Consider the following 25,322-nt stretch of genomic DNA (forward strand, 5'->3'; position numbering starts at 1 on the left):
CCGGACGTCGATCAACCCAGATCGACCGGCACGAAAATCTGCGCGTTGTCCCGCTGGATCAGCAACGCGATGCTATTGCCCGCGCCGGAGACCATCTGCTTCAACTGATCGACGCTCGTCACCGGCCGGCCGTTGACGGCGAGAATCACGTCGCCCGGCTGGATGCCCGCGCTTTCTGCCGCGCCGCCCGACTGCTGCACGAGAAGACCGTGCGAGATCGAAGCGCTGCTCTTTTCCTCGGGCGTCAGCGGACGCACGGCCACGCCCAGACGCCCTTGCAACTGCGCGGGCTGATCGGTCTTGTCCGAGGCCAGTTTTGCGTCCGACAACGAGCCGATCGTCACCTTCAGATCCTTCGTTCCTTTGTCCCGCCACACCTGCACTGTGGCCGTGCTGCCGGGCGCGAGCCCTGCCACCTGTGAAGGCAGCGCCGATGAATCGCCCACCGGATCGCCGTTCACCGACAGAATCACGTCTCCCGGCTGCAACCCCGCCTTCGCGGCAGGACCGTCCGGATCGACCGAGCTGACAAGCGCGCCTTGCGGTTTCTGCATGCCGAACGAATCTGCCAGCGTCTGATTCATGCTTTGCACCGCGACACCCAGGCGCCCACGGCTCACGTGACCCGTCTTGACGATGTCGTCCTTGACCTTGATCGCCTCATTGATCGGGATTGCGAACGAAAGCCCCTGGAAGCCGCCGGTCTGCGAGTAGATCATGGAGTTGATACCGATCACCTCGCCCTGCAAATTGAAGAGCGGCCCGCCGGAGTTGCCGGGGTTCACCGGCACGTCGGTCTGAATGAACGGCGTGTAGTTTTCGTTCGGCAGCGAACGCGATTTCGCGCTGATGATGCCGGAGGTCACCGTATTGTCGAAGCCGTACGGCGAACCGATCGCGACGACCCACTGACCGACCTTGCTCTGACGCGGATCGCCGATCTTCACTGTCGGCAGATTGCTTGCGTCGATCTTCAGGACGGCGACGTCCGACTGCTTGTCGGCGCCGATCACCTTGGCTCTGAACTCGCGCTTGTCGGTCAGCTTCACCGTGACGACGTTGGCGCCGTCAACCACGTGCGCATTGGTCAGGATGTAACCGTCGTTGCTGACGATAAACCCAGAACCGAGGCTTGCGCTCGGCTGGTCGGGCGCATCGCCGCCGTCGCCGCCTTGCACGCCCGGCATGCCGCCAAAGAAATGCTTGTAGAACTGGTAGAACGGGTCGCTCGGATCGATCGGCAACTGATTGCCGCCGCTCATGCCGCCATTGCCGCCGTTGTTGCGCAGCGCCGCGCGCTTCACGACGTGCTTTGCACTGATGTTGACGACCGCCGGTCCGTACGTTTCGACGAGACCGGAGAAATCGGGAATGCCGGTTTTCGCGGCAGCTTCGGCGGGCATCATCGCCGCTTGCGCCGGCGAGATGACCTGGGGCGCGGGCACGTCGCGATGGCCCGCCACATAGCCGGCGGAAAGCGCAACGGCGACAGCCGCTGCAACAGCGCTGCGAGACAAGGTTTTCGCGTTCATCGTGTACTCCTGACTGGAGAAAGAAACTCGGATGTCAGGAAGCGTACGGGGCATCGCTTAAAAGAGTCTTAAGCAGCGACAGATCGTGTTTTGGCCTTCTCTTCAGGGGTTTTCTGCATCAGGCAAATCGAAAGCATTGGTTCAGAAGCGTACCGTGACCTCCAAGCCGCCTGCCGACGATTTGTTGAGCGACACTGTCGCGTGATGTTGCGTCGCGATTCGCCGGACGATCGCGAGGCCGAGTCCGCTGCCGGCCACATCGGTACGTACGCGATTTTCGCCGGCGCCCGCGCGATAGAAACGGTCGAAGACGCGCTCGCGTTCCGCAGGCTCGATGCCGGGCCCGCTGTCGGCGATACGCACGACCGGATGACCCTCTTCGACATGCAGGCTCACGTCGACGCGCCCGCCTCGCGGCGTGTACTTGGTCGCGTTATCCACGAGATTGTTGAACATGACGCGCAGCGACTCGGGATCACCGATCACGGTAGCCGCTTCGCTCGCCTCGATGCCGAGGTCCACGCCGCGATTTTCAGCAAGCGGCGCATAGGTCACCACGCAGTCCTGCAGCAACGAGCGCAAGTCGACGGCGTCAGTTACGCCGAGGCCGTCCGGTTCCGAGCGCGCGAGCGCGAGCAGTTGCTCGGCAAGGCGCGTCGCGCGCGTCACACCCGCTTGCAGGTCGGCGAGCGCTTCGCTGCGCGCCGCGTCGTCTTTTGCCCGCGCCACCAGTTGCGATTGAATCTGCACGGCGGCAAGCGGCGTGCGCAGTTCGTGCGCGGCGTCGGCGACGAACGCCTTCTGGATGTCGAGCGCGGTGGCGAGCCGCTGCAACAGCCCGTTCAACGCGCGCACGAGCGGCTGCACTTCGAGCGGCAGGCGCTGATCGGGCAAAGGATCGAGCGCCTCCGGATGACGCGTGTCGAGCGCGCTCGTCACGCGCCGCAGCGGCCGCAACCCGCGTCCGATGATCACCCACACCGCGAGCCCGAGCGCCGGCAGCAGCACGATCAACGGCCACAACGTGCGCAATGCGACGTCGGCGGCAAGGCGGTTGCGCACCGACAACGGCTGCGCCAACTGCACGACGTTATCGCCGACGATCGCCCCGTACACGCGCCAGTCGCCGCGATCCGTATGCTCGGTCGTGAAGCCCAGTTCAGCGCGCGGCGCGAGCGGCGCGCGAGGACGCGAGTAGTACATCAGCACGCCGTTGCGATTCCAGATCTGCAGCACGATGCCTTCGTCGCCGGTATCGCGCGAGCCGAGCACTTGTGAGAATGGTTCGGACGGCAGGGCCGCCGCGATCTGCTCCAACTGGTAGTCGAACAGTTCATTCGCTTCGGCAAGCGCCTGGCGGTAAATCAGCCAGCCAGCAACGCCGACGCCGAGTAACACGAGCGCGAGGAGCCACACCAGCAATTGACGGCGGATCGAACGCATCGGCTCAGGCTTCCTTGGCAATCATGTAGCCAAGGCCACGCACGTTGCGGATCAGGTCCGCGCCGAGCTTCTTGCGCAGCGCATGAATGTAGACCTCGACGGTATTGCTGCCGATCTCCTCGCCCCAGCCGTACATTTTTTCTTCCAGCTGGCTCTTCGAGAGCACGGCGCCGGGCCGGGCGAGCAGCGCTTCGAGCAGCGCAAACTCTCGCGCCGACAAGGCCACCGGCGCGCCGTCGAGCGTGACCTGATGCGACGCGGGATCGAGCGTCAGATTGGCGTGGCGGATTGTCGAATCGCTGCGGCCCGATTGACGACGGATCAGCGCGCGCATACGCGCGCCAAGTTCGTCGAGATCGAACGGCTTGACGAGGTAATCGTCCGCGCCGGCGTCGAGACCCTTCACGCGGTCGGCCACCGCGTCGCGCGCCGTGACGATCAGCACCGGCAAAGCGTGGCCGCGCGCGCGCAGCGTGCGCAATACGTCCAGACCGTCGCGCTTGGGCAGCCCAAGGTCGAGCAACACGAGGTCGTAGGGCTGGCTGCCCGCCGCGCTGAGCGCCGCTTCGCCGTCTTCCACCCAGTCGACCGCGAAGCCTTCGCCGCGCAGCGCCTTGCGTACGCCCTCGGCGATCATCCGGTCGTCTTCGACTAGCAAGATGCGCATGGTCCCGTTTCCTCAACATTCGATGATGCCGCATTCTAGCGCCCGCTCTGCGCGTGCGCGCCGTGTGGCGCTTTTTTCACCGCAGGCCGGCGGCATGTCACTACAATGGGCGCTTTGCGTCGCGCGGCGGTTTTGAGGCTTGACTCACGTAGTTCGCAAGCAATGCGCGCCAGCTCGAATGCTTCAACGCCGCATGCGCAATGACGCACCCGCTGACGCGCTGCGAACCTTCGTGCGGCGCATCTCCACTGCTTTGAATCGCCGCGTGCTGCACGCCCTGACATTTTGCTTTCTCGCCCGTCCATGACGCACGCTTTCCTGTCTTTCGCCGCACGCCATCTTCGTCAAGCGGCGCTGCGCACGCGCTTAACGTCGTCGTTCATCGCATCCTTGTCCGCCTGCTCTGTTTCTGCCGCGCCGCGCCGCGCGGCGCCGCACGCGAGCGCATGGCTGCTCGTTTGTGCCGCGCTCGCCGGTGGCGCGTCGCTGCCGCTTGCCGCGCAGGCGCGCGTCAAGGCGGCGCATCCGAGCGTCAACGTCAGCACCGTGCTGCCGCAATCGGTCATGATCGGCTTGCAGCGCGCGCACGTGCCGTTGTCGTCGATCAGCGTGGTCATCGAAAAAGTCGGCGATCGCACGCCGATCGTCGCGCTGAATGCGGGCAAGCCGATGATGCCCGCCTCGACGATGAAGCTCGTCACCACCTACTCCGGTCTGTCGATTCTCGGCCCCGACTACCGCTGGCGCACCAACGCGTACGCCGACGGCACAGTCGACGCCAACGGCGTGCTGCACGGTAATCTGTACATTCAAGGTACGGGCGACCCGAAGCTCGTGCCCGAAGAACTCATCGACCTCGTGCAGAAGATTCACAAGGCGGGAATTCGCGGTATAGATGGCGCGCTCGTGCTCGACAAGCGCTACTTCGATCCGTCGACGCGCGATCTGCCGCCGTTCGATGACGACGCGAGCGCGCCATATAACGTCGGGCCCGACCCACTGCTGTACGCATTCAAGTCGCTATCGTTCACCTTGACGCCTTCATCGGACGGCACCGTCACGATCGACGTACTGCCCGCGCTTGCACAGTTGCAGATCGACAATCAGATGCGCGCGGTCAACGGCCCGTGCCGCGGCGAAGCGGCATCCGTGTCGCCCACCGTCACGCCGACGCCGAACGGTGCCCTCGTCGCATCGTTCGCCGGCGACTATTCGGTGCGCTGCGGCCCACGCACCGTCAACGTCGCGGTGCTCGATCATTCGGCGTTCTTCGCGGGCGGCTTCCTTGCTTTGTGGCAGCAGACGGGCGGCACCTTTAGCGGCGCGACGCGTGAAGGCGCCGTGCCCGTCGGCGCAAAACTGGTGGCCACGCATCAGGGGCCGGTGCTGTCAGATATCGTTCGCGACATCAACAAGTTCAGCAACAACACCATGGCGCGAAACCTGTTCCTGTCGATCGGAGCGGCCGAAGAAAAAGGGCCTGCGACGCCCGCCAAGTCCGCCCGCGCGATCGAGGCGTTCCTGCGGCGTGACAGCATCGACATGGAATATCTGACGCTCGACAACGGCTCAGGCCTCTCGCGCGAGGAGCACATCACCGCGCTGTCGCTCGCCGACCTGCTGCAACGCGCCAACGCGAGCCCTGTCGCCCAGGTGTTCGTGCAGTCGCTGCCGATCGCCGGTGTCGACGGCACCATGCGCAACCGGCTGACCAACCAGGGTGCGGGCGGCAACGCGCAGATCAAGACCGGCACTTTGCGCGACGTGCGGGCGATCGCGGGCTACGTGGCATCGGCGGACGGCAACAGCTACGTGGTGGTGAGCTTCATCAACGATCCGCACTCCGAGGCCGCGCGCGCCGCGCACGACGCGCTGCTCGAATGGGTGTATCAGGGACCAAACCAAGGCTTCAGCAGAATCTCGGTGCCTGCCGCGGAATCGGCCAGCGTGGCACCACATGGCAAGCCCAGGAAAAACCCGCGCAAACACGACGCGCATTGAGGATTCCTTCTAGCGAAGGCGGCGCGCGGTGAGACCTTAAGCGTGTACGCTGTCGAGCAGTGTTCGAGACGCGCTGCACGCTCGCACAGCAACACGACAAAACACCGCGGCATATCACGCGGCGACAAGGGACCACGGAGGAAGACACCATGCAATTCGACGCCGAATTGCTGCTGCTCGCCATGGCGCCAGTCTTTCTCGCATGTATCGGCTGGGAGGCGTGGCACCTGCGGCGAACGCGCCCCGGCGCGCGGCTTTACAGCTGGCGCGATACGCTGTGCAACGCAGCGCTCGCGCTCATGCAGCAAGCTGCCGACAAGCTCGCCTGGCTCGCGATCATCCCTGTTTATGCGTTCTTCTACGATCGCTACCGCGTCTACACGTGGCACGCAGGCTGGCTTTCGTTTGCCGTGCTGTTCGTCGCGCAGGATCTGCTCTACTACGTATTTCACCGTTGCAGCCACCGCGTGCGATGGCTGTGGGCCGCGCATGTCGTGCACCACTCGTCGGTACGAATGAATTTTTCGACCGCGTTCCGCCAGAGCCTGATGTATCCGGTGGCTGGCATGTGGCTCTTCTGGATTCCGCTTGCCGTACTCGGGTTTCCGCCGAAGCAGATCGTCGCCATCGTGCTGATCAACCTGGGCTTCCAGTTTTTCGTGCATACGCAGGCGATCGGTAAATTCGGCAGCAAAGCGGGCAGCAAGCTCGGCTGGCTCGAGTACGTATTCAACACGCCGTCGATTCACCGTGTGCATCACGCGCGCAATGACCGCTATATCGACCGCAATTACGCTGGCGTGCTCGTGGTGTGGGACCGGCTGTTCGACAGCTACGTCGACGAGGACCCGCGCGAGCCGCCCGTATACGGCATCGTGGAGCCGCTCGATACGTATAACCCGCTGAAGGTGACGTTCCACGAATGGGCGTCGATGGCGCGCGACTTCGCGAGCGTGCACGGCGCGCGTAACAAGCTGCGTGCGCTTTTTGCACCGCCCGCGTGGGCAGCCGATTATCACGCGCGCCGCAGCGCCGGCTCAACGGCCACGCTTGCGCACGCAACCATCAACGACAACAACGATACGGCCGCGTATTCCGCACGACGCAGACCGTAGAAGATTCTGTAAGCTGTCGTCACGCCGCCGACGCGGTGGACGCGGCCTGCAATATATGGCGCAAGGGCCAAACATACGAGGAGATGTAGTCAATATGAAGCACACAGCATCGAGGAAACAGCATTGGTTGCGCCTCTCGCAAACCGCCATCGCGAGCGCGGCGTTTGCGCTGCTCGCCGCGTGCGGCGGTGGCAGCGACAATAACAACAACGCCAGCAGCACGCCTGCGGGCGGCGTCAAGTTGCAAGTCGTTTCGTTCGGCGACAGCCTGTCGGACGCCGGCACCTATTCGCCGGTGATTCAGGGCAGCTTCGGCGGTGGCCGCTTCACGACCAATCCGGGCGAAGTGTGGACGCAGAAAGTGGCCGAGTATTACGGCGACACCTTGAAACCGGCATACCTCGGCGGCTTCGGCCAGCCGCTGGTCGCAACGGGCGGCTACGGTTATGCGCAGGGCGGCTCGGACGTCGTCAATGCTCAAGGCAAAGGCTGGGCGCCTAACAACATGGCGGCCACGACGGTGCCCATCGTGACTCAGGTCGCGAACTACCTCGGTGCCCATTCGAGCTTCAACGCGAACCAGCTGGTGCTCGTGAACGGCGGAGCGAACGACATCTTCCAGTTCGCGGAAAACACCGCTAACCTGACCGCGCTCGGCACCGCGCTACAGACGCAATACCCACTGCTCGTGCAGGCGGGCAAGCTGCCGAACACACAGGCCGGCCAGGTCGCGTTTATCGTCGGCTATCTGCAACAGCTGCCTAACCCGCAGGTCGCTCAGGCCGCCGCCCAACTCGCCGCGCAAGTCAAAACGATTGTTGGCGCGGGTGCGACCCACGTGGTGGTCTCGACTGTGCCCGACATCGGCAATACGCCGCTTGGCGTCGCATCCAACGCGAAGACACCGGGTTCCGCCGCGCTGCTGTCGGGAATCGCCGCTGCGTATAACTATCTCTTCGTTCAGAACCTCACGGCGCTCGGCCTCGTGGGCACGGGCAAAGTGATCGTGGTCGATGCATTCGCGTGGCAGGATCAGCAGTTGCCGAACTACAAGGCGCTCGGCTTCACGGTGTCCAACACTGACACTGCGTGCAACCTGAGCGCGATGCAGGCCAACGCAACGGCCTACGCCCGAGCCAATCCCACCGCGACGAACGGCCTGACTCCGGAGCAGTACGGCAGCCAGTTCGCCTCTTCGCTGTTCTGCTCGCCGCAAACCTACACGGTGGCCGGTGCGGACCAGACCTACATGTTCGCGGACACGGTCCACCCGAGCACGCACATGCACGCGTTGTTCGCGCAGTATGTCCAGCAGCAGATCGCGGCGACCGGTCTCGGTAAATAAGTGGAGTTTCGGGAGACCGCGCGTGACGCGGTCTCGAGCTGCGAACGTTGGAATGCGAAACGCCTGGCTGATCGACTGTGCGAGTGTGTCGATTGCAGCCAGGCGTTTTTTTATTGCGCGCTTCTCCGCTACTTTGGAGCGCTTCGGGAGACGCGAGAGTTCAGGCGTGGCTTTGCGCTTCGAACGCCGCTGCCGCGCGGCCCAGCCGATCATTCACGGCGATCCATTCGATCGTATCCGGCAATTTCTCGATCAAAATGCGCGTGACGTCGGCACGATCGAGCGCCCGCAACAACCCGTACAGCTCGCGTGCATACACATGCGGATCTTCGGGGGCCGCGATGAAATGCACGCCTTCGGCGTCGGCCCAATGCCCCGCGCGCGAAGCGCGGGCGACCAGTGCAACGCGCTCGCCCGGCGCGCGGGCGGCCAGCATTGGTTCCAGTTCGGTGAACGACAACAGCGCCAACGGCGTGCGAGGCGCGTAGTGCGCCTTCAGCGTTCCGGACGCACGCGGCGCCGTTGCGTCGGAGCCGTCGGGAAGGCGCGGCGCTTCACCGAGCACGTCGGCAATGTCTTGCGGCGTGACGCGGCCCGGTCGCAGCAAAGCTGGAAAACCACGCGACAAATCGACGATTGTCGATTCGATACCGACGTCGGACGCGCCGCCGTCGAGCACATGAATCGCGTTGCCGAACTCCTCGCGAACATGTTGTGCGGTGGTCGGACTCACGTGTCCAAAGCGATTCGCCGAGGGCGCCGCGACGCCGCCATGTCCGTCGCGCAACGCGCTGAACGCCTGCAACAACGCTTGCGCTACAGGATGCGAAGGACAGCGCAGTCCAACCGAATCCTGCCCGCCGCTGACCGCCGAGGGTATGCGAGCGGCGCGCTTCAGGATGAGCGTGAGCGGCCCAGGCCAGAACGCGTCGATCAAACGCTGCGCTTCCTGAGGCAAATGCTCGACCCAATATTGCGGATCGCCCTGCGGAGCCAGATGCACGATCACCGGATGATTCGCCGGCCGGCCCTTCGCCGCATAAATGCGAGCCACCGCTTCTGGGTTCTCAGCGTCGCCGCCGAGCCCGTAGACCGTCTCCGTGGGAAACGCGACGAGGCCGCCTGCGTCGAGCAGCGCCGCTGCGTGCTCGATTTGTTCGGCGCTCACGGGCAGAGCATTTGCGGCGTCTGCGCCGGGTTGGGCGGGTTGCTGTTGATCGGGCATGGCTCGCGCGTTAACTCGTGGCGATGTGGAGCAGCCGCGCACAGTCGCGCCCCGCCGTGCGTGCTTCTTCGAGCGTCGCAGCCGTGAAATTCACATGTCCCATCTTGCGGCCGCAACGGGCTTCTTCCTTGCCGTACAGGTGCAAACGCGCCGCCGGCATCGCCGCCACCTCGTGCCATGGCGGCGTGACCGACGCGCCCTTCGGGCCGGCCGGGAACCAGACGTCGCCGAGAATGTTCAGCATGACTGCCGGCGAATGCTGGCGGGTGTCGCCAAGCGGCATGCCGGTCATTGCACGCACCTGCTGTTCGAACTGGCTGGTCGCGCAGGCGTCGACGGTGTAATGCCCGGAGTTGTGCGGACGCGGCGCCATTTCATTGGCCACGAGCGAGCCGTCTTCGAGAATGAAGAATTCGACACAGAGCACGCCGACATAGCCGAGCTTGTCGGCGATTTGCAGCGCGGCTTGTTGTGCCTGCTCGACGAGTGCGGCGCTTGCGTCCGGCGCCGGAACGATGGTGTGCGACAGCACGCCGTCGCGATGCGTGTTTTGCGCGAGCGGGTACACGACCGAAGCGCCGCTCGCCGCGCGCGCGATCAGCGCGGAAACTTCGAACTTCAGCAGCAAGCGTTTTTCCAGCACGCAAGGCACGCCGGCGAGCGACGCATACGCCTCGCGCACTTCGGCGGCATTGCGCACGCGAACCTGGCCCTTGCCGTCGTAACCCATGCGAGCCGTTTTGAGGATGCCGGGCAGCACGGCTTCGAGCTTCGCATCGTCAAGCGCGGCGAGCGCGTCCGACGATTCGATCACCACGTGCGGTGCGACCGCCACGCCCGACGACGCGATAAAGCGCTTCTCGGCAATGCGATCCTGAGCTACGGCGACGCACCGGCCGGCCGGGCTCACGAACGTGGTCTTCGCGAGGAAGTCGAGGCTCGCGGCCGGCACGTTCTCGAATTCGGTCGATACCGCCGCGCATAGCCGGGCGAGTTCGGTCAGCGACGCTTCATCGTCGTAGGCCGCGCGCAGATGGCGGTCGGCGACCGAGCCCGCCGGGCTGCTTTCGTCCGGATCGAGCACGGCGACGCGGTAGCCCATTGCCTGAGCGGCAAAGCAGAACATGCGGCCGAGCTGGCCGCCACCAACCATGCCGAGCCATGCGCCGGGCAAAATCGGTGAAACCGGTGTGTTGTCTGGGTTCATCTTAGTGGTCGGTCGCGACCGGGTGTGCCCGCAGTTCTGCAACTCCTGCAATGGCAACCGTCCGGCCGGTGGGTCTGACAGAGGACTGTGTGTATCAATCGAGCCGTTACTGAGTCTGTTTTCAGCAGGTGCATCGGCCCATTTTTCGGCGCGTGCTTACAGCGCCGGCAATACCATTGCGTGGGCCGCTTCGTTCTGGCGCACGCGGAACGCCGCGAGCTTCTCGGCATATTCGCCGCTCGTGCCGCTCAGGATCGAGACCGCGAACAGCGCCGCATTCGCCGCGCCCGCTTCCCCAATTGCAAATGTGGCGACGGGCACGCCTTTCGGCATCTGCACGATCGAGTGCAACGAGTCGACACCCTTTAGATACTTGCTCGCCACCGGCACGCCTAGCACCGGCACCGTGGTCTTGGCCGCCAGCATGCCCGGCAAATGCGCCGCGCCGCCCGCGCCCGCGATGATCGCCCGGATACCGCGCTCGCGCGCGCTTTCAGCATAGGCGAACATTTCGTCCGGCATGCGGTGCGCGGAGACGACCTTTGCCTCGTAGGGCACGCCGAATTCCTGCAGAATCGCGACGGCGTTCTTCATTACTTCCCAGTCGGAACTGGAGCCCATCAACACGCCGATAACCGGCGCGCCATGCGTGTGGGCGGTCTGTGCTTCACTCATCTTGCGGCTTCCTTTTCTCGAACGGCGCGGATCTGGTCAGGCGAGCTTCTGCCCGGTCAGGCGTTCGAGCGCTTCCTGGTATTTCTCGCCCGTCTTCTGGATAACGTCGTCCGGCAGCTTCGGCGCGGGCGGCTCTTTCGCCCAGTCCTGTGTTTCCAGCCAGTCGCGCACGAACTGCTTGTCGAACGAAGGCGGATTGGTGCCGACCTGATACTGGTCGGCCGGCCAGAAGCGCGACGAGTCGGCGGTGAGCGCCTCGTCCATCAGGTACAGCTTGCCGTGGTTGTCCAGACCGAACTCGAACTTCGTGTCGGCGATGATGATGCCGCGCGTGGCGGCGTAATCCGCAGCTTCCTTGTACAGCCTGATCGAAATGTCGCGGATCGTGGCCGACAGTTCGGTGCCGATGCGACGCTCCATGTCGTTGTACGTGATGTTTTCGTCGTGATGGCCCATCTCAGCCTTGGCTGCGGGCGTGAAGATCGGCTCAGGCAGCTTTTGCGCGTTTTGCAGACCAGCCGGCAATTCGACGCCGCACACCGAACCCGTGGCCTGGTAATCTTTCCAGCCGCTGCCGGCCAGATAGCCGCGCACCACAGCTTCAACGAGGATCGGCTCGAGGCGCTTCACGACGACCGCGCGGCCTTTGACCTGCTCGACTTCGTCCGCCGCCACCACCGATTCCGGCGCCACTCCGGTCAGGTGATTCGGCACCACGTGCTTGAGCTTTTCGAACCAGAAGTTCGCCATTTCGTTGAGCACGCGCCCCTTATTCGGAATCGGCTCGCCCATGATGACGTCGAACGCCGACAGACGGTCGGTCGTGACGATCAGCAACTGGTCGTTGCCCACTGCATAGTTGTCGCGGACTTTTCCGCGGCCGAGCAGCGGCAGCGAGCGGAGCGTGGATTCGTAGAGGGTAGACATCGTCGTGGTTCGCTAAAAGTAAGGCAAAAAGTGTGACCGGAACAAAAGGGAAACGCCGTTCCCCGGATGATGCGGGAACGGCGATCTAACGACAACCTGGCCAGACGGCCAGGTGCAGAGCCTGCGCTGACGCAAATACCGCTTAGCGGACGACCTGTGCAAGCTCGCCCGACTTGTACTTCTCCGCGATTTTATCAAGCGAAACGGGCTTGATCTTGCCAGCCTGGCCTTCGCAGCCAAATTGCGTGTAGCGTTCGATACAGATCTTCATTGCAGCTTCACGCGCCGGCTTCAGATAGTCGCGCGGATCGAACTTGCCCGGATTGGTCGCCATGTAGCGCCGAATTGCGCCGGTGATTGCGAGACGCAGGTCGGTATCGATGTTGACCTTCCGCACGCCGTGCTTGATGCCTTCCTGAATTTCCTCGACCGGCACGCCGTAGGTTTCCTTCATATCGCCGCCGAATTCGCGGATTTCCGCGAGCAGTTCCTGCGGCACCGACGACGAACCGTGCATCACGAGGTGCGTGTTCGGAATGCGCTGGTGAATTTCCTTGATGCGCTGGATCGACAGAATGTCGCCCGTCGGCTTCTTGCTGAACTTGTATGCGCCGTGCGACGTGCCGATTGCGATTGCGAGCGCGTCGCACTGCGTCAGCTTGACGAAGTCGGCGGCCTGTTCCGGATCGGTCAGCAATTGCTCGCGGGTCATGGTGCCTTCCGCGCCGTGGCCGTCTTCCTTGTCGCCCTTCATGGTTTCCAGCGAGCCGAGCACGCCGAGTTCCGCTTCGACCGTCACGCCGATCGAATGCGCGGCTTCCACGACCTTGCGCGATACGTCGACGTTGTACTCGTATGAAGCGACCGTCTTGCCGTCGGCTTCGAGCGAGCCGTCCATCATCACGCTCGTGAAGCCGCTGCGGATCGCCGCCATGCAGACCGCCGGCGACTGGCCGTGGTCCTGGTGCATCACGACGGGAATGTGCGGATAGGACTCGACCGCTGCTTCGATCAGATGGCGCAGGAACGCCTCGCCCGCGTACTTACGCGCGCCGGCGGAAGCCTGCATGATGACCGGGGCATTGACCTTGTCGGCCGCCGCCATGATCGCCTGCACCTGCTCCAGGTTGTTCACGTTGAATGCCGGAAGGCCGTAGCCGTTTTCAGCGGCATGGTCCAGCAGTTGACGCATTGATACGAGAGGCATGCTGTAACTCCTTAGATTGAAACGAATTCTTGTGCCGCCGGCATCTTGTGGGCGATCTTGTCGCGAAGCAAGCTGCATACCCGTGCGCACCCGTTCATTCACGCCACGCACGCACTCGCGGCGGGTGCACCGCCTCTCGCGGGGCCTGACAACCTGCTTCGTTCGATCCAGCCAGTACCGGTCATGCAAAGCTGTCGACCGGAGTCGCTCTAGCGCGTTACTCCGATCTCATGCAGGGCGGTCGACCGGAGCGGGTGGCAACCACTCACCCCGGTCCGCCGGGCATGCGATCAATACGGCTCGCCGACCCGCACGATCTTCAGCGTGTTCGTGCCGCCGGCCTGCCCCATCGGCTCGCCGACAGTCAGCACGACCATGTCGCCACGCGACGCGTACCCCTTGCTGACCACCGTCTCCAACGCCTGTTGCAACGCGGTGTCGCGGTCGGTGTTGGTGTCCAGATGCAGCGACGTCACGTTGCGGTACAGCGCCATTGCCCGCTCGCTGCCGACCCGCGGTGTGAGCGCGAAGATCGGAACGTGCGTCCAGTGACGCGACATCCACAGCGCGGTCGAACCCGATTCGGTCAACGCGACGATCGCCTTCGCGCCAAGGTGAAACGCCGTGAAGAGCGCGCCCATGGCAATCGACTGGTCGATGCGCGTAAACGTGCGATCGAGGAAATCCCGGTCCAGCTCCGACTGCTCGGACTTCTCGGCTTCGACGCAGATCGCGGCCATTGTCTCGATGGTCTGCACCGGATACTTGCCCGCCGCCGATTCCGCCGATAGCATCACCGCGTCCGTACCGTCTAGGACCGCATTCGCGACGTCCGATACTTCGGCGCGGGTCGGCACCGGCGCGTAGATCATCGACTCCATCATCTGCGTCGCGGTGATCACGAACTTGTTCGACTCGCGCGCCATACGAATCATGCGCTTTTGCAGCGCGGGGACTGCGGCATTCCCCACTTCCACGGCGAGATCGCCGCGCGCGACCATGATGCCGTCGGATGCGTCGAGAATGCCTTGCAGCGCAGGAATGGCTTCCGCGCGCTCGATCTTGGCGATCATCTTCGGCTTGATGCCGTAAGGTGCGCCGGCGATGTTCGCCAGCTGGCGAGCCATTTCCATGTCGGTCGCGTTCTTCGGGAACGACACCGCGACAAAATCGACGCCGAGCGACATGGCCGTGCGGATGTCTTCCATGTCCTTGGCGGTCAACGCGGGCGCCGACAGACCGCCGCCCTGGCGGTTGATGCCCTTGTTGTTGGACAGGTCGCCGCCGATCTTCACGATCGTATGAATCTCGTTGCCGATCACGCGCTGAACGTTTAGCACGATCAGACCGTCGTTGAGCAGCAGCACGTCGCCAGGCTTCAGGTCGCGCGGCAAGTCCTTGTAATCGAGTCCGGCGCGCTCCTGGTTGCCGAGCTCGCAGTCGGCGTCGAGGATAAACGGCTCACCCGCGACGAGCGAAACCTTGCCGTTTTCAAATTTGCCGACCCGGATCTTCGGGCCTTGCAGGTCCGCCATGATGGCGACCTCGCGGCCCGCCTGGCGAGCCGCCTCGCGCACGAATTCGGCGCGCTGGCGGTGGTCGTCGGCCGTGCCGTGCGAGAAATTGAGCCGCACCACGTCGGCGCCTGCCTGAATCATTTGCAGCAGGATCTCCGGCGTGCTGGAAGCCGGTCCGATGGTAGCGACAATCTTGGTGGCGCGATGCATGAGTCTCCTCGTCTGGATGGGATCGCTGGAAAGAGCGCTGCGAGTCGGATGCGGAGGCTGCGCACCGAAAGATGCTGCCAGGGGCTGCGCGCCGGTTGAAACCAGCGTCGCTTTATGGGGTGAAGCAGTGTTCGAAACCAGCACGTGAGGCGCCGGTGAGGGAGCGGGCGCGACTTGCGGATCGGGGAGTTCTGCCGACGGGCGGGCCGATTCGCTAGTCCGGTCGCCGGCCAATCGAGAGGTGTCGCCCGCAGTGGTCGACTCCGCGAGCTCGGGAGACGTCCCGGATGTTTCTTGCTGACTGACAGCGTGGGCGGCTTCGCCGACAGCCGCAACCGCGGCGGCAACCGTGTCGGCAAGCGCCGACTCCGGGGCCGCCATCGCTGCCGTTGCCACATCGGAGCGCGTGGCGCGCTCCCCTGCCGCTCCTGTTGCGGTGTCGCGCGGCTTGCCGCGCTGACCGTCCGCTTTTGCAGATTTCGACGTTGGTGAGCGCGTCGCCACGTTAAGCCCGCGATTCCAGTACTTCAACGGCGGGCAGCTTCTTGCCTTCGAGGAACTCGAGGAAGGCGCCACCGCCCGTCGAGATATAGCTCACCTTGTCGTGGATGCCGTACTTGGCGATCGCGGCAAGCGTATCGCCGCCTCCCGCAATCGAGAACGCGGGCGATCTCGCGATGGCGTCGGCCAGTGTCTTCGTGCCATTGCCAAACTGGTCGAATTCGAACACGCCGACCGGGCCGTTCCACACGATGGTGCCGGCTTTTTCCAGTTGCGCGGCGAGCGCCTTCGAAGTTTCCGGTCCGATGTCGAGGATCAGGTCGTCGTCTTCAACATCGGCGACGGCCTTGATTTCAGCTTTGGCGGTCGGCGAGAACTCTTTGGCCGTGACCACGTCGGTCGGGATCGGCACCGATGCGCCGCGTGCTTTCGCCGCGTCGATAATTGCCTTGGCTTCGTTCACCAGATCCGCTTCCGCCAGCGACTTGCCGATCTTCAGACCGGCCGCCAGCATGAACGTGTTGGCGATGCCGCCGCCCACGATCAGCTGATCGACCTTCTCGGCCAGCGACTTCAGAATGGTCAGCTTGGTCGACACCTTCGAGCCCGCGACGATCGCAACCAGCGGACGTTTCGGCGCGCCGAGCGCCTTGCCGAGCGCTTCCAGTTCGGCGGCAAGCAGCGGGCCGGCGCAAGCAACCGGCGCATATTTCGCGATGCCGTGCGTGGTGGCTTCAGCGCGATGCGCGGTGCCGAACGCGTCGTTCACGTAGATGTCGCAGAGCTTCGCCATTTTCTGCGCGAGCTCGTCGGAGTCTTTCTTTTCGCCCTTGTTGACGCGGCAGTTTTCCAACAGCACAACGTCGCCCGGCGCGACGTTCACGCCGTTTTCAACCCAGTTCGCGACGAGTGGCACGTCGCGGCCAAGCAGTTCGGCGAAACGCTTTGCGACCGGCGCGAGAGAATCTTCCGGCTTGAAGTCACCTTCGGTCGGACGTCCCAGGTGCGACGTGACCATTACGGCCGCGCCAGCGTCGAGCGCTGCCTTGACCGCCGGCACAGAGGCGCGGATGCGGGTGTCTTCGGTGATGTTGCCTTGATCGTCCTGCGGCACGTTCAGATCGGCGCGGATGAACACCCGTTTGCCGGACAGCTTGCCTTCGGCGATCAGATCGGAGAGACGCAATACCTTGTTCATGGGCGTTTGTGTGCGAGTTGATGAGAAGGCGGTGGCGGACGTCGCTCAGGGCTTTGGGCGCGGTGAACTCCAGCGCGTCGGCACGGCGGCTCCACAAAGTCGGGGGCCGGCGGCAAGGCCGCGGCGCAGGCGCCAGGCATCGGCGCGATCATCCCGGAAAGGGCCATTTTAACTGATCCGAACTGCCTTCTGACCCGCGAACGGGCGAATGTCCCGTATTTGGACACCGCGCTGCATGCCGCAGCGCAGCATCGGCCGCACCGGAGTTACATGAAGAGCCGCAACATCGTGAACACCACCATTCCGACGACGATCGTGCCAAGCATGGTGCGGCGCCACAAAAACCACCCAAGCCCGGCAAGCGTTGCATAGAACTCGTGGTTGGACGGCGCAAACGACAGGCCCTCGGGCGTTGCGAGTACGTCGGGCAGCACCACCGCCGCGAGCGCTGCGGCCGGCGCATAGCGCAGCATGCGCTGAACGCGCGCGGGTAAAACCGTGCGCTCGCCGCCGATTAGAAACATGGCGCGTGTCACCGCGGTGACGATGGTCATGCCGATGATTGCCAGCCAGATTTCCGTAGATGTCACCGCGAATCTCCCGCGCCGCCGCGAATGCGCCGTAAGTCGGCACGCTCAACCATCAGATCCGCAGCACTGCCCGCGATTATCGCCGCGATCACCGCGAGCGGCAGCGCGAGCCGGTACGGAAGATCGAACGCGAGGAGCGAGACGACGCCCGCGATGGCGACCGCCACCAGTGTGGAGCGCGTCGCGATTGCCGCCACCATGATTGGCAGCAGCGCAAGCGTGCCGGCGAGCGCCAGGCCCCAGTTGTCGGGAATCAGGCTCGCGAGCAGGATGCCCGCGATCGACGCGACCTGCCACGACAGCCAGCTGCTCAACGCCATGCCCCAGAAATACGCCTCCTTGCCGGGGACGTAGCCGGTCGGGAAGTTCTTCTTTACGAACAGCAGATAGATCACGTCGCCGTTGAAGTAGCCAAGCGAGATGCGCCGCCACATCGACAGATAAGAAAAATGCGGCGCGAGGCCGACGCTGAAGATCACGAAGCGCAGATTGACCATGGCGGCCGTGAGCAGCACGGTCCAGACCGGCAGCTTCGCGGCGAGGAGCGGCAGCACCGCCAGCTGCGACGAACCGGCGTAGCACAGCAGCGACATGGCGAGCGCCTGCGGCAGCGTGAGCACGGACTTGCTCATTGCGATGCCGGTGACGAGGCCCCACGAGCAGATTGCCATGAGCGTTGGCGAATAGTCGCGAGCGCCTTCACGGAAGGCACGGCGATCGGTATCTGACAGACGAGCGAGCATGAGGCGAAAAAGCGCCAGCGCAGGTGGCCGCGATGAGGGAAATGGGCGCCAGGTCGTCAAGCACCCGCTGGCGCGTCCGGATGTGAATTATGCGTCTGCCGAATTATAGCGCCCGAAGTGCGTCCAAATGCCCGTTCCGTGTGCAAAAGACGCTAAAATAACGCTCTTCGCCGCACCCCACCGGAAGCCGCCGGCACGTACCGGCTTTCCCGCCCCTTAGGGGGCCTGACGCGAGGCGACGGGCTTGGGGGCTCAGATAAACACGCACCTGCTGGAGAATCGTATGTCAATGGCCGACCGCGACGGCAAGATCTGGATGGATGGCAAGCTGATCGACTGGCGCGATGCCAAGATCCACGTGCTGACCCACACGCTGCATTACGGCATGGGCGTTTTCGAAGGCGTGCGCGCCTACAAAACAGCAGACGGCGGCACCGCGATTTTCCGTTTGCAGGAACACACCAAGCGTCTGCTGAACTCGGCCAAGATTTTCCAGATGGACGTGCCGTTCGACCACGAAACGCTCGCCGCCGCGCAGCGCGAGGTGGTCCGCGAGAACAAGCTCGAGTCGTGCTATTTGCGCCCCATCATCTGGGTCGGCTCGGAAAAGCTCGGCGTCTCGGCCAAGGGCAACACCATCCACGTGGCGATCGCGGCGTGGCCGTGGGGCGCTTACCTCGGTGAAGACGGCATTGCCAAGGGCATCCGCGTAAAGACTTCGTCGTTCACGCGGCATCATGTGAATGTGTCGATGGTCCGCGCGAAGGCGTCGGGCTGGTACGTGAACTCGATTCTCGCCAACCAGGAAGCCATCGCCGACGGCTACGACGAAGCGCTGCTGCTCGACGTCGACGGTTACGTGTCGGAAGGCTCCGGCGAAAACTTCTTCCTCGTGAACAACGGCAAGCTGTACACGCCGGACCTGTCGTCGTGCCTCGACGGCATCACGCGCGACACGGTCATCACGCTCGCCCGCGACATGGGCATTCCGGTCATTGAAAAGCGCATCACCCGCGACGAGGTCTATACCTGCGACGAAGCGTTCTTCACCGGCACCGCCGCAGAAGTCACGCCGATCCGTGAACTGGACAACCGCACGATCGGCGCGGGCGCGCGCGGTCCGATCACGGAGAAGCTGCAGTCGGGCTTCTTCGATATCGTCAACGGCAAGAGCGAGAAGTACGCGCACTGGCTAACCAAGATCTAACGCGCGCCGCGCCTGGCTTCGGGCTGCCTTCGTTTGACGACGGCCCGGGACGGCGCGCCGCACGCACCCTGCATACAACGAGAAAGTCTCATGAGCGATATCAAGGAAATGCCGCTGGTCGAACTGACGGCGAAAGACCTCCCGGCGTACTGCCCGAATCCGGCCATGCCGCGCTGGAGCGCGCATCCTCGCGTCTTTATCGACGTCACGCACGGCGAAGCGCGCTGCCCCTATTGCAGCACCCGTTACAAGCTGCGCGACGGCGAAGTCATCAAGGGCCACTGAAGCTCGCGCTCTGACTCGCTCGTCTGCGAAGTTGCCTGTCGTTGCCTGCGAAGTTGCCTGTCACTGCCTGTCCGACTGATCGCGTGGATTCGCAACGCGCGGTGTCGCGAGACTCAGCCTCGCATGCGTCGCCTCGGCGCGTTGCTTTCCGTTGCGCTCCATTGCGCTCCGTTGGCAGCGCGTTCGAGGCATCGCGAGCAGACGGGCAAGCAGCAGCAAGGCAGCCACGCGGCGTGACAGCCATGACGGCATCGCGTCGCCTCGCTGACGGCTTCCCCTTTCACTTTTACCTATCCGAAGCGCAACGCGCATCGCGCGCGGCGCTTCGTTTCGACACCGGACAATCACTCTGATGCGTCGCGCGTTGGTTATCGCACCGAACTGGATCGGTGACGCATTGATGGCGCAGCCGCTGTTTGCGCGCCTCGTGAAACTGCATCCCCGCATCGCCATCGACGCGGTCGCGCCCTCCTGGGTCGCGCCCGTGCTCGAACGCATGCCGGAAATCCATGATGTCTACGCGACGGACCTCGCGCACGGCAAGCTGCAGATGCTGCGCCGCTGGCAACTCGCGAGCGACTTGCGTGACGTCGGCTATGACGCGGCGTACGTGTTGCCGAACTCGTTCAAGTCGGCGCTGATTCCGTGGATGGCGGGCATCCGCTTGCGGATCGGCTATACCGGCGAAAGCCGTTTCGGCCTGCTGAACGTGCGCCACGCAAATCCGCGCAAAGACGAGCGTCCGCCGATGGTCGGCCACTACGCCGCCCTCGCCTACGCTCCGGGCGCCAAAATCCCCGACGACCTGCCAATGCCGCGGCTCGACGCCGACCTGAACGAAGCGTCACGCGTGTCGGCGCGCTTTAACCTCGACACGCGCGTGCCGCTGCTCGTGTTCTGCCCCGGCGCGGAGTACGGCCCGGCCAAGCGCTGGCCGCCCGAGCATTTCGCGGCGCTCGCGCAAATGGTCGGACAGTCGTTCCCGTACACGCAGATCGTCGCGCTCGGCTCCCCGAAGGACGCGCCGCTGGCGCAGGCGATCGCCGAGAAAGCGCCCAACGTGCGCAATCTGTGCGGACAGACGGCGCTCGGCGAAGCATGCGCGCTGATCGCGCGAGCCAACGCGGTCGTCACGAACGATTCGGGGTTGATGCACGTCGCCGCGGCGCTGCGCCGGCCGCTCGTGGCCGTCTACGGTTCAACGGATCCGCGCCACACGCCGCCCTTGTCGGAGCTCGCGAAGGTACAATGGCTTCATCTCGAATGCAGCCCCTGTTTTCAGCGCGAGTGTCCGCTTGGTCATCTGAACTGTCTGAAGCAGTTGAGCGCCGAGCAGGTTTTCGGCGATCTGCGCGGCATGTTGCTCGCGCATCGCTGAGCCGGCTGACACTCGTACGCAGCACTCGCACGCAACACCGCACGCCCCTGAGCGCGTCGCGTCATGTTCACGCCTTGCGGCGCGGGCATTCTGGCGCACGGGGCGATTGTCCGGTGCGCCGGACTGTCCCGCTGACCGCTGCCCCGCAACCGCGCGCCGCGCACAAGAGACTGACGAGCCATGCCACGTTTTGCCCATATCTTCGAAGCTGCCGCCGATACCCTCAACGCCTATTACCAGGCTGTCGCCGAGGTCAATATCGACAGCCTGATGGGCCTGTGGATCGATGAAGAGTTCGTCAGCTGCATCTGTGCCGACGGCTCGCATTTGCACGGCCTCGAGAGCATTCGGGCCGGCTTGCAGATCCAGCTCGAAGCCGCGCCGGTCTCGATCGAGCCGCTCGACATTCGCGTGTACGACAGCCTCGGCACCGTCGTCTACGCAATCGCGGAAGCGCATCGCCCGGTCGATCCGAAAGCCTTGCCTGCAATGGTCTTCACCACCTACGTGATGGTTCACGAACGCGGCGAGTGGCGCATCGCGCACATTCACGCGAGCCCTATGCCGAACGAAGCAGCCAGCCAGTTCGCCACGAAGATGCGACATGGCCAAGGGTCGCTTCACTGACGCGCGGTCGGCGCCGCCGCACTCTCGCTCCACGACCGGCATGAGCACGCTCCGCAGCAAGTCCTCATCGGCAACGATGCAAGACGGATCCACGTCTTCGGGCGCGACGCGCGCCGAAGCTGCTGTCGAAGTGGCCATCGACCTGCTCTACCGCGCACCGCTCTGGCTGCCGAACAAGCATGTGCAGACCATCGTGCCGTCGCTGTTTGCCCGACGTCCGGCGGTGGCGTTCCGCCGTGAGCGCTGGGACACGCCTGACGGCGACTTCATCGACGTCGATTGGGTCGTGCACGGCAGCGAGCCGCGCCCGACGCTTGCAGCGGATACGGCAACCCCAGTTCCGGCCGCCGACGCACCGTTGCTCGTCCTGTTCCACGGCCTGGAAGGCAGTTCAGCATCGCACTACGCGTCCACGTTGATGGCGGCCGCGCGCGAGTACGGCTGGCACGGCGTAGTGCCGCATTTCCGCAGTTGCAGCGGCCCGCTGAATCGCTTGCCGCGCTTTTATCATCTCGCCGATAGCAACGAAGTCGATTGGGTCCTGCGGCGCCTGCGCGCTGTGCATCGCGGGCCGATCGCCGCAGCGGGCGTCTCGCTCGGCGGCAACGTGCTGCTGCGCTGGCTCGGCGAGCAGCGTGAGGACGCGGCGTCGATCATCTCCGCCGCCGCCGCGATCTCCACGCCGATCGACGTGCACGCTGGCGGTCGAGCGTTGTCGCAGGGCTTCGGCCTCGTCTATACGCGCAACTTCCTGAAGACGCTCAAGCTGAAAGCTTCGCAGAAGCTCGTGCAATTTCCGGGTCTTTTCGACCGCGACGCGATGCTTGCAAGCCGCACGATGTACGAGTTCGACAACGTCGTCACCGCGCCGCTGCACGGCTTTCGCAATACTGACCACTATTGGAGTGCGGCAACCACGCGACCGTTGTTGCCTCACATTCAGGTGCCCACGCTCGTGCTGAACGCGCGGAACGATCCGTTCCTGCCGGCCGAGGCGTTGCCGTCACAGCATGAGGTGTCGGCGGCGGTGGAACTGGATCAGCCGCGGCACGGTGGCCACGCCGGCTTCATGACCGGACCGTTTCCGGGCCGCATCGACTGGCTTTCGAGGCGCGTGCTCGGCTACCTGGAGCAGCACGTCGATCATGGATGACATCGTCAAGCAGGCGTTGGCCAAGTGGCCGAACGTACCGAGTTGCACCGGCTGGCTGATGCTCGACCGGCGCGGCAACTGGCGTATGCGCGACGAGGCCGCGCAGGCGAGCGGTTCGTCGGGCGTGCCGATCCGTCACGAGGCGTTGCTGGGCTTCATCAACCGCAATTACGAGCGCGACGAACGCGGGCAATGGTTCTTTCAGAACGGTCCGCAGCGCGTATATGTGGAACTCGGTTACACGCCCTGGGTCGTGCGCCTGGTAGTCGAACCCAACGGCACGCTGGCGCTGAAAGACCACGCAGGCAACGATTTCGAGCCGTCGGCGGTATTGGCCGATGACGAAGGCGGCATTCTGTTCGCCGACACCTCCGCGCAGCCGCGAGTGGCCGTGTTGCACGATCACGATCTCGAAATTTTCGCGGATCATGCAGCGCTCGCCGAAGATTCGCTGAGCGGCGAATTCCACTGGAACGACGGCGTGAAGCTGTCGCTGGAGCCCGTGTGTCGGGCGGATATTGCGTCGCGCTTCGGCTTTGTGCAAAGTCCGGCGGCGAACGCTTGAGGCAGAAGCCTTTGGCAATCTGCCGCGCAACCCGTGCGGCTCACGCGCGCGCATTCAATTGACAGCCGCGCCTCTCACCATGCTCGCGTAGCGCGGAACCGCTCAACCCGCGCCTAGCCCTTCTCGTCGAGCCGCTCTTCCTGGTAGCGCTTCTCCATCTCATGCAGTCTGGCGTCGACGGTCGCGAGGTCGTAATAGCCGATCGTCTTCATATCACGCGCGTCCTTCAGTTGCCGGATCGCCGACGGCCACGCGCCTTCGAGCGCGAACTTTTCGGCGAGCGCCCGACGCCGCGTGAGCGCGTCGCCAGTCCCCACGCTTGCCTGCGCAAGATACAACCACCATGCGGGCTGATCGGGCTGCGCCTGCGTCTCTTTCTGCGCTAGCGCCTGGGCTTCGGTAAATCGCCGCAACGTCAGCAGCGTGCGTATGTGCATGTCGATAGCGGCATGCGACTGTGGCCAGCGCTTTTGCGCGAGGTCGGCGAGACGGACGGCTTCGTCGTCATGGCCCGCGCGCCGCGCGATGTCGGCGGCCAGCACGTCGAGGCTTGGCGAACTGCGGCCGGCGTCACTCGCCGCCTGTGTGACCGCGGCAAACGCCGCGCGTGACGACGCCAGCGAAGCCGCCGCGTCGTCATAACGTTCGAGCAGCATCTGGCCAAACGCAACGCCATACCAGTTCGCCGCGATGTTCAGCGCGGTGCGGTCCTCGATCTCGGAGCGCATCCGCGAGATCTCGTCCGCGTACTCGCTGCGGGAGCGGTCCTGCAACAGACGCGCTCGCGCACGCACGAACCCGTATTCGGCGGCCTGATGCGGCTGACGGTAAGGCGCGCGGCGAGCGCGGTCCTCCATGTCGGCGATCCGCTCGCCAGTCAGCGGATGGGTGCGCGCATACGCCGGTATCCCGGTGTCGCTCATTGCCGCGCGGTCGAGCCGGCCGAAAAACGTAATCATCGAATAAGGATCGTAGCCTGCGCCCGCGAGCAGAAGAAAACCGACGCGGTCGGCCTCGTGCTCAGCGGATCGCGAGAAACGCAACTGGTTGTCGACGGCATAAGCCTGGCCGCCAAACGCGATCGCGCTGCCCAGGTCGCCGCTGTGCGCGAGCACGCCCGCGAGAACGCCGAATAGCATGCTGGCGAGCGCGGCGTAGGTGCTGCGCTCACTGGCGGTGATCATTCGCGAGATATGGCGCTGAAGGACGTGCCCCATTTCGTGACCGAGCACGGACGCGAGTTCGGACTCGGTTTGGGTGGCGACGATCAGCCCCGTGTTCACGCCGATGAAACCGCCTGGTAGCGAGAAGGCGTTGATTTGCGTGTCGCGCACCGCGAAAAGATCGAAGTCCGGGCGATAGCCGCCGATATAGAGCGCGTTGGCCGCCGCCGCGAGCTTCGCGGCGACTGAGTTGAGATAGTCGCGTACCAGCCAGTCGTCGAGATAGTCCGGGTCCCGGCGCAAGTCGCGCATGACGCGTTCGCCGAGCTTGCGCTCCGCCTGCGGCGTAAGCGAGCCCGAGCCGCCGCTGCCGAGATCAGGTAGTTGCTGCGCGGCAATCGGCGCGCGCCAGCCGTCGTTGCTTCCGCCACCGGCCGAATTGCCGCCGCGGTTCAAGCCAAAATTGCCGGAAAAGCGGCTTTCCGCGCCGCCGTACACGCCGAACACGCCTTGGGCGATCTCAGGCGGCACCATCGGATCGGAGTAAGACTCCACCGGCCCGCTGACGAGCGGCGGCTCAGCGGACTGCGTAACGACAGGCGCGACGCCGGACGCGGCCCGCGCTTGCGCGAACGCCTCGGGCGGCGCCGCAAGCGCGACACACAGCAACGCAGCAAGGAACCGGTTCGGACACATTGCGAGTTCGTATGACGGATTCGGAAAGCGACGCCGTCCGCTCAAGGACAAGCGGTCTAAGATAAACGGGCACGCCGCAATTGTAATCAGCCGTTGCGCGGATCCGGCTCGCTCGTGCAAGCCAGACGTCCGCGCCGCACTGCTA

22 protein-coding genes are annotated in these 25,322 nt (G+C 64.4%); 9 read left to right on the forward strand and 13 right to left on the reverse strand.

Translation table 11 applies throughout. From position 1 onward, the window contains the following. Window positions 1-11 precede the first annotated feature (11 nt). The 3 genes from OH764_RS14040 to OH764_RS14050 form a co-directional block, all read right to left on the reverse strand. Window positions 12-1,532: a DegQ family serine endoprotease gene (locus OH764_RS14040; RefSeq protein WP_498847207.1), complete on the reverse strand. Its 1,521-nt coding sequence runs from the start codon at window positions 1,530-1,532 to the stop codon at window positions 12-14. Between the two features lie 141 nt (window positions 1,533-1,673). Next, window positions 1,674-2,975, reverse strand: a complete 1,302-nt coding sequence (locus OH764_RS14045) for a sensor histidine kinase family protein (protein ID WP_498847208.1) — start codon at window positions 2,973-2,975, stop codon at window positions 1,674-1,676. A gap of 4 nt (window positions 2,976-2,979) precedes the next feature. Then, window positions 2,980-3,642, reverse strand: coding sequence for a response regulator (locus tag OH764_RS14050; RefSeq protein WP_020069223.1), 663 nt, complete (start codon window positions 3,640-3,642; stop codon window positions 2,980-2,982). 303 nt (window positions 3,643-3,945) lie between these two features. Between OH764_RS14050 and dacB the strand changes: the two genes are divergently transcribed. The 3 genes from dacB (at window position 3,946) to OH764_RS14065 (ending at window position 8,103) form a co-directional block, all read left to right on the forward strand. Further along, the gene (gene dacB, locus OH764_RS14055) at window positions 3,946-5,643 is read left to right on the forward strand and encodes a D-alanyl-D-alanine carboxypeptidase/D-alanyl-D-alanine-endopeptidase (protein WP_498847209.1); all 1,698 of its coding nucleotides are present in this window, start codon (window positions 3,946-3,948) and stop codon (window positions 5,641-5,643) included. Window positions 5,644-5,792: 149 nt separating this feature from the next. Then, entirely contained in the window at window positions 5,793-6,758 is a 966-nt protein-coding gene (locus OH764_RS14060) for a sterol desaturase family protein (RefSeq protein ID WP_498847210.1), read from the forward strand. A gap of 94 nt (window positions 6,759-6,852) precedes the next feature. After that, window positions 6,853-8,103 carry an SGNH/GDSL hydrolase family protein gene (locus OH764_RS14065; protein WP_498847211.1) on the forward strand — a complete coding sequence of 417 codons (1,251 nt, stop codon included), beginning with the start codon at window positions 6,853-6,855 and terminating at the stop codon, window positions 8,101-8,103. A 160-nt stretch (window positions 8,104-8,263) separates the two neighbouring features. Here the strand turns inward: OH764_RS14065 and OH764_RS14070 are convergent, their stop codons facing one another. The 9 genes from OH764_RS14070 to OH764_RS14110 form a co-directional block, all read right to left on the reverse strand. Continuing rightward, window positions 8,264-9,328 carry an L-threonylcarbamoyladenylate synthase gene (locus OH764_RS14070; RefSeq protein WP_498847212.1) on the reverse strand — a complete coding sequence of 355 codons (1,065 nt, stop codon included), beginning with the start codon at window positions 9,326-9,328 and terminating at the stop codon, window positions 8,264-8,266. Window positions 9,329-9,338: 10 nt separating this feature from the next. Further along, window positions 9,339-10,535 carry a 5-(carboxyamino)imidazole ribonucleotide synthase gene (locus OH764_RS14075; protein ID WP_498847213.1) on the reverse strand — a complete coding sequence of 399 codons (1,197 nt, stop codon included), beginning with the start codon at window positions 10,533-10,535 and terminating at the stop codon, window positions 9,339-9,341. A gap of 156 nt (window positions 10,536-10,691) precedes the next feature. Further along, on the reverse strand, window positions 10,692-11,210 hold the full coding sequence (purE, locus tag OH764_RS14080; protein ID WP_020069230.1) for a 5-(carboxyamino)imidazole ribonucleotide mutase: 519 nt from the start codon (window positions 11,208-11,210) through the stop codon (window positions 10,692-10,694). 36 nt (window positions 11,211-11,246) lie between these two features. Continuing rightward, window positions 11,247-12,137, reverse strand: coding sequence for a phosphoribosylaminoimidazolesuccinocarboxamide synthase (locus OH764_RS14085; protein WP_088175699.1), 891 nt, complete (start codon window positions 12,135-12,137; stop codon window positions 11,247-11,249). Between the two features lie 142 nt (window positions 12,138-12,279). Beyond that, a complete protein-coding gene (gene fba / locus OH764_RS14090) occupies window positions 12,280-13,344 on the reverse strand; it encodes a class II fructose-bisphosphate aldolase (protein ID WP_020069232.1) in 1,065 nt (354 codons plus the stop codon). A gap of 290 nt (window positions 13,345-13,634) precedes the next feature. Continuing rightward, the gene (gene pyk / locus OH764_RS14095) at window positions 13,635-15,071 is read right to left on the reverse strand and encodes a pyruvate kinase (protein ID WP_020069233.1); all 1,437 of its coding nucleotides are present in this window, start codon (window positions 15,069-15,071) and stop codon (window positions 13,635-13,637) included. 505 nt (window positions 15,072-15,576) lie between these two features. Then, entirely contained in the window at window positions 15,577-16,770 is a 1,194-nt protein-coding gene (locus OH764_RS14100; RefSeq protein WP_498847214.1) for a phosphoglycerate kinase, read from the reverse strand. Between the two features lie 266 nt (window positions 16,771-17,036). Beyond that, a complete protein-coding gene (locus tag OH764_RS14105) occupies window positions 17,037-17,360 on the reverse strand; it encodes an AzlD domain-containing protein (RefSeq protein ID WP_027778879.1) in 324 nt (107 codons plus the stop codon). Beyond that, on the reverse strand, window positions 17,357-18,103 hold the full coding sequence (locus OH764_RS14110) for an AzlC family ABC transporter permease (RefSeq protein WP_498847215.1): 747 nt from the start codon (window positions 18,101-18,103) through the stop codon (window positions 17,357-17,359). Before OH764_RS14110 ends, OH764_RS14105 begins: the two co-directional genes overlap by 4 nt. Window positions 18,104-18,386: 283 nt before the next feature. Here OH764_RS14110 and OH764_RS14115 point away from each other — a divergent pair, with 283 nt between their 5' ends. The 6 genes from OH764_RS14115 to OH764_RS14140 all read left to right on the forward strand — a co-directional run bounded on the left by OH764_RS14115 (window position 18,387) and on the right by OH764_RS14140 (window position 23,318). Next, window positions 18,387-19,310 carry a branched-chain amino acid transaminase gene (locus OH764_RS14115; protein ID WP_020069237.1) on the forward strand — a complete coding sequence of 308 codons (924 nt, stop codon included), beginning with the start codon at window positions 18,387-18,389 and terminating at the stop codon, window positions 19,308-19,310. A gap of 90 nt (window positions 19,311-19,400) precedes the next feature. Further along, complete coding sequence (locus OH764_RS14120; protein ID WP_020069238.1) at window positions 19,401-19,595, forward strand: zinc-finger domain-containing protein; 195 nt, start codon at window positions 19,401-19,403, stop codon at window positions 19,593-19,595. Between the two features lie 352 nt (window positions 19,596-19,947). Continuing rightward, window positions 19,948-20,973, forward strand: a complete 1,026-nt coding sequence (gene waaF / locus OH764_RS14125) for a lipopolysaccharide heptosyltransferase II (RefSeq protein WP_027778876.1) — start codon at window positions 19,948-19,950, stop codon at window positions 20,971-20,973. A 180-nt stretch (window positions 20,974-21,153) separates the two neighbouring features. Further along, on the forward strand, window positions 21,154-21,600 hold the full coding sequence (locus tag OH764_RS14130; protein WP_498847216.1) for a nuclear transport factor 2 family protein: 447 nt from the start codon (window positions 21,154-21,156) through the stop codon (window positions 21,598-21,600). A gap of 40 nt (window positions 21,601-21,640) precedes the next feature. After that, window positions 21,641-22,753 carry a YheT family hydrolase gene (locus OH764_RS14135; RefSeq protein ID WP_498847217.1) on the forward strand — a complete coding sequence of 371 codons (1,113 nt, stop codon included), beginning with the start codon at window positions 21,641-21,643 and terminating at the stop codon, window positions 22,751-22,753. Next, window positions 22,746-23,318: a DUF2946 family protein gene (locus tag OH764_RS14140; RefSeq protein ID WP_498847218.1), complete on the forward strand. Its 573-nt coding sequence runs from the start codon at window positions 22,746-22,748 to the stop codon at window positions 23,316-23,318. Before OH764_RS14135 ends, OH764_RS14140 begins: the two co-directional genes overlap by 8 nt. A 113-nt stretch (window positions 23,319-23,431) precedes the next feature. On the opposite strand, the gene OH764_RS14145 is transcribed toward OH764_RS14140, so the two are convergent. Further along, window positions 23,432-25,177, reverse strand: coding sequence for a M48 family metalloprotease (locus OH764_RS14145; protein WP_498847219.1), 1,746 nt, complete (start codon window positions 25,175-25,177; stop codon window positions 23,432-23,434). Between the last annotated feature and the right edge of the window lie 145 nt (window positions 25,178-25,322).

Origin of the sequence: Burkholderia sp. M6-3 (genome assembly GCF_050858985.1) — a bacterium.
Lineage (GTDB): Bacteria > Pseudomonadota > Gammaproteobacteria > Burkholderiales > Burkholderiaceae > Paraburkholderia > Paraburkholderia caledonica.

Bases quoted from the DNA above. Each gene is read 5' to 3' on its own strand.
- OH764_RS14040 (WP_498847207.1), bottom strand. From the start codon at position 1,532: ATGAACGCGAAAACCTTGTCTCGCAGCGCTGTTGCAGCGGCTGTCGCC.
- OH764_RS14045 (WP_498847208.1), bottom strand. From the start codon at position 2,975: ATGCGTTCGATCCGCCGTCAATTGCTGGTGTGGCTCCTCGCGCTCGTG.
- OH764_RS14050 (WP_020069223.1), bottom strand. From the start codon at position 3,642: ATGCGCATCTTGCTAGTCGAAGACGACCGGATGATCGCCGAGGGCGTA.
- dacB (WP_498847209.1), top strand. From the start codon at position 3,946: ATGACGCACGCTTTCCTGTCTTTCGCCGCACGCCATCTTCGTCAAGCG.
- OH764_RS14060 (WP_498847210.1), top strand. From the start codon at position 5,793: ATGCAATTCGACGCCGAATTGCTGCTGCTCGCCATGGCGCCAGTCTTT.
- OH764_RS14065 (WP_498847211.1), top strand. From the start codon at position 6,853: ATGAAGCACACAGCATCGAGGAAACAGCATTGGTTGCGCCTCTCGCAA.
- OH764_RS14070 (WP_498847212.1), bottom strand. From the start codon at position 9,328: ATGCCCGATCAACAGCAACCCGCCCAACCCGGCGCAGACGCCGCAAAT.
- OH764_RS14075 (WP_498847213.1), bottom strand. From the start codon at position 10,535: ATGAACCCAGACAACACACCGGTTTCACCGATTTTGCCCGGCGCATGG.
- purE (WP_020069230.1), bottom strand. From the start codon at position 11,210: ATGAGTGAAGCACAGACCGCCCACACGCATGGCGCGCCGGTTATCGGC.
- OH764_RS14085 (WP_088175699.1), bottom strand. From the start codon at position 12,137: ATGTCTACCCTCTACGAATCCACGCTCCGCTCGCTGCCGCTGCTCGGC.
- fba (WP_020069232.1), bottom strand. From the start codon at position 13,344: ATGCCTCTCGTATCAATGCGTCAACTGCTGGACCATGCCGCTGAAAAC.
- pyk (WP_020069233.1), bottom strand. From the start codon at position 15,071: ATGCATCGCGCCACCAAGATTGTCGCTACCATCGGACCGGCTTCCAGC.
- OH764_RS14100 (WP_498847214.1), bottom strand. From the start codon at position 16,770: ATGAACAAGGTATTGCGTCTCTCCGATCTGATCGCCGAAGGCAAGCTG.
- OH764_RS14110 (WP_498847215.1), bottom strand. From the start codon at position 18,103: ATGCTCGCTCGTCTGTCAGATACCGATCGCCGTGCCTTCCGTGAAGGC.
- OH764_RS14115 (WP_020069237.1), top strand. From the start codon at position 18,387: ATGTCAATGGCCGACCGCGACGGCAAGATCTGGATGGATGGCAAGCTG.
- OH764_RS14120 (WP_020069238.1), top strand. From the start codon at position 19,401: ATGAGCGATATCAAGGAAATGCCGCTGGTCGAACTGACGGCGAAAGAC.
- waaF (WP_027778876.1), top strand. From the start codon at position 19,948: ATGCGTCGCGCGTTGGTTATCGCACCGAACTGGATCGGTGACGCATTG.
- OH764_RS14130 (WP_498847216.1), top strand. From the start codon at position 21,154: ATGCCACGTTTTGCCCATATCTTCGAAGCTGCCGCCGATACCCTCAAC.
- OH764_RS14135 (WP_498847217.1), top strand. From the start codon at position 21,641: ATGAGCACGCTCCGCAGCAAGTCCTCATCGGCAACGATGCAAGACGGA.
- OH764_RS14140 (WP_498847218.1), top strand. From the start codon at position 22,746: ATGGATGACATCGTCAAGCAGGCGTTGGCCAAGTGGCCGAACGTACCG.
- OH764_RS14145 (WP_498847219.1), bottom strand. From the start codon at position 25,177: ATGTGTCCGAACCGGTTCCTTGCTGCGTTGCTGTGTGTCGCGCTTGCG.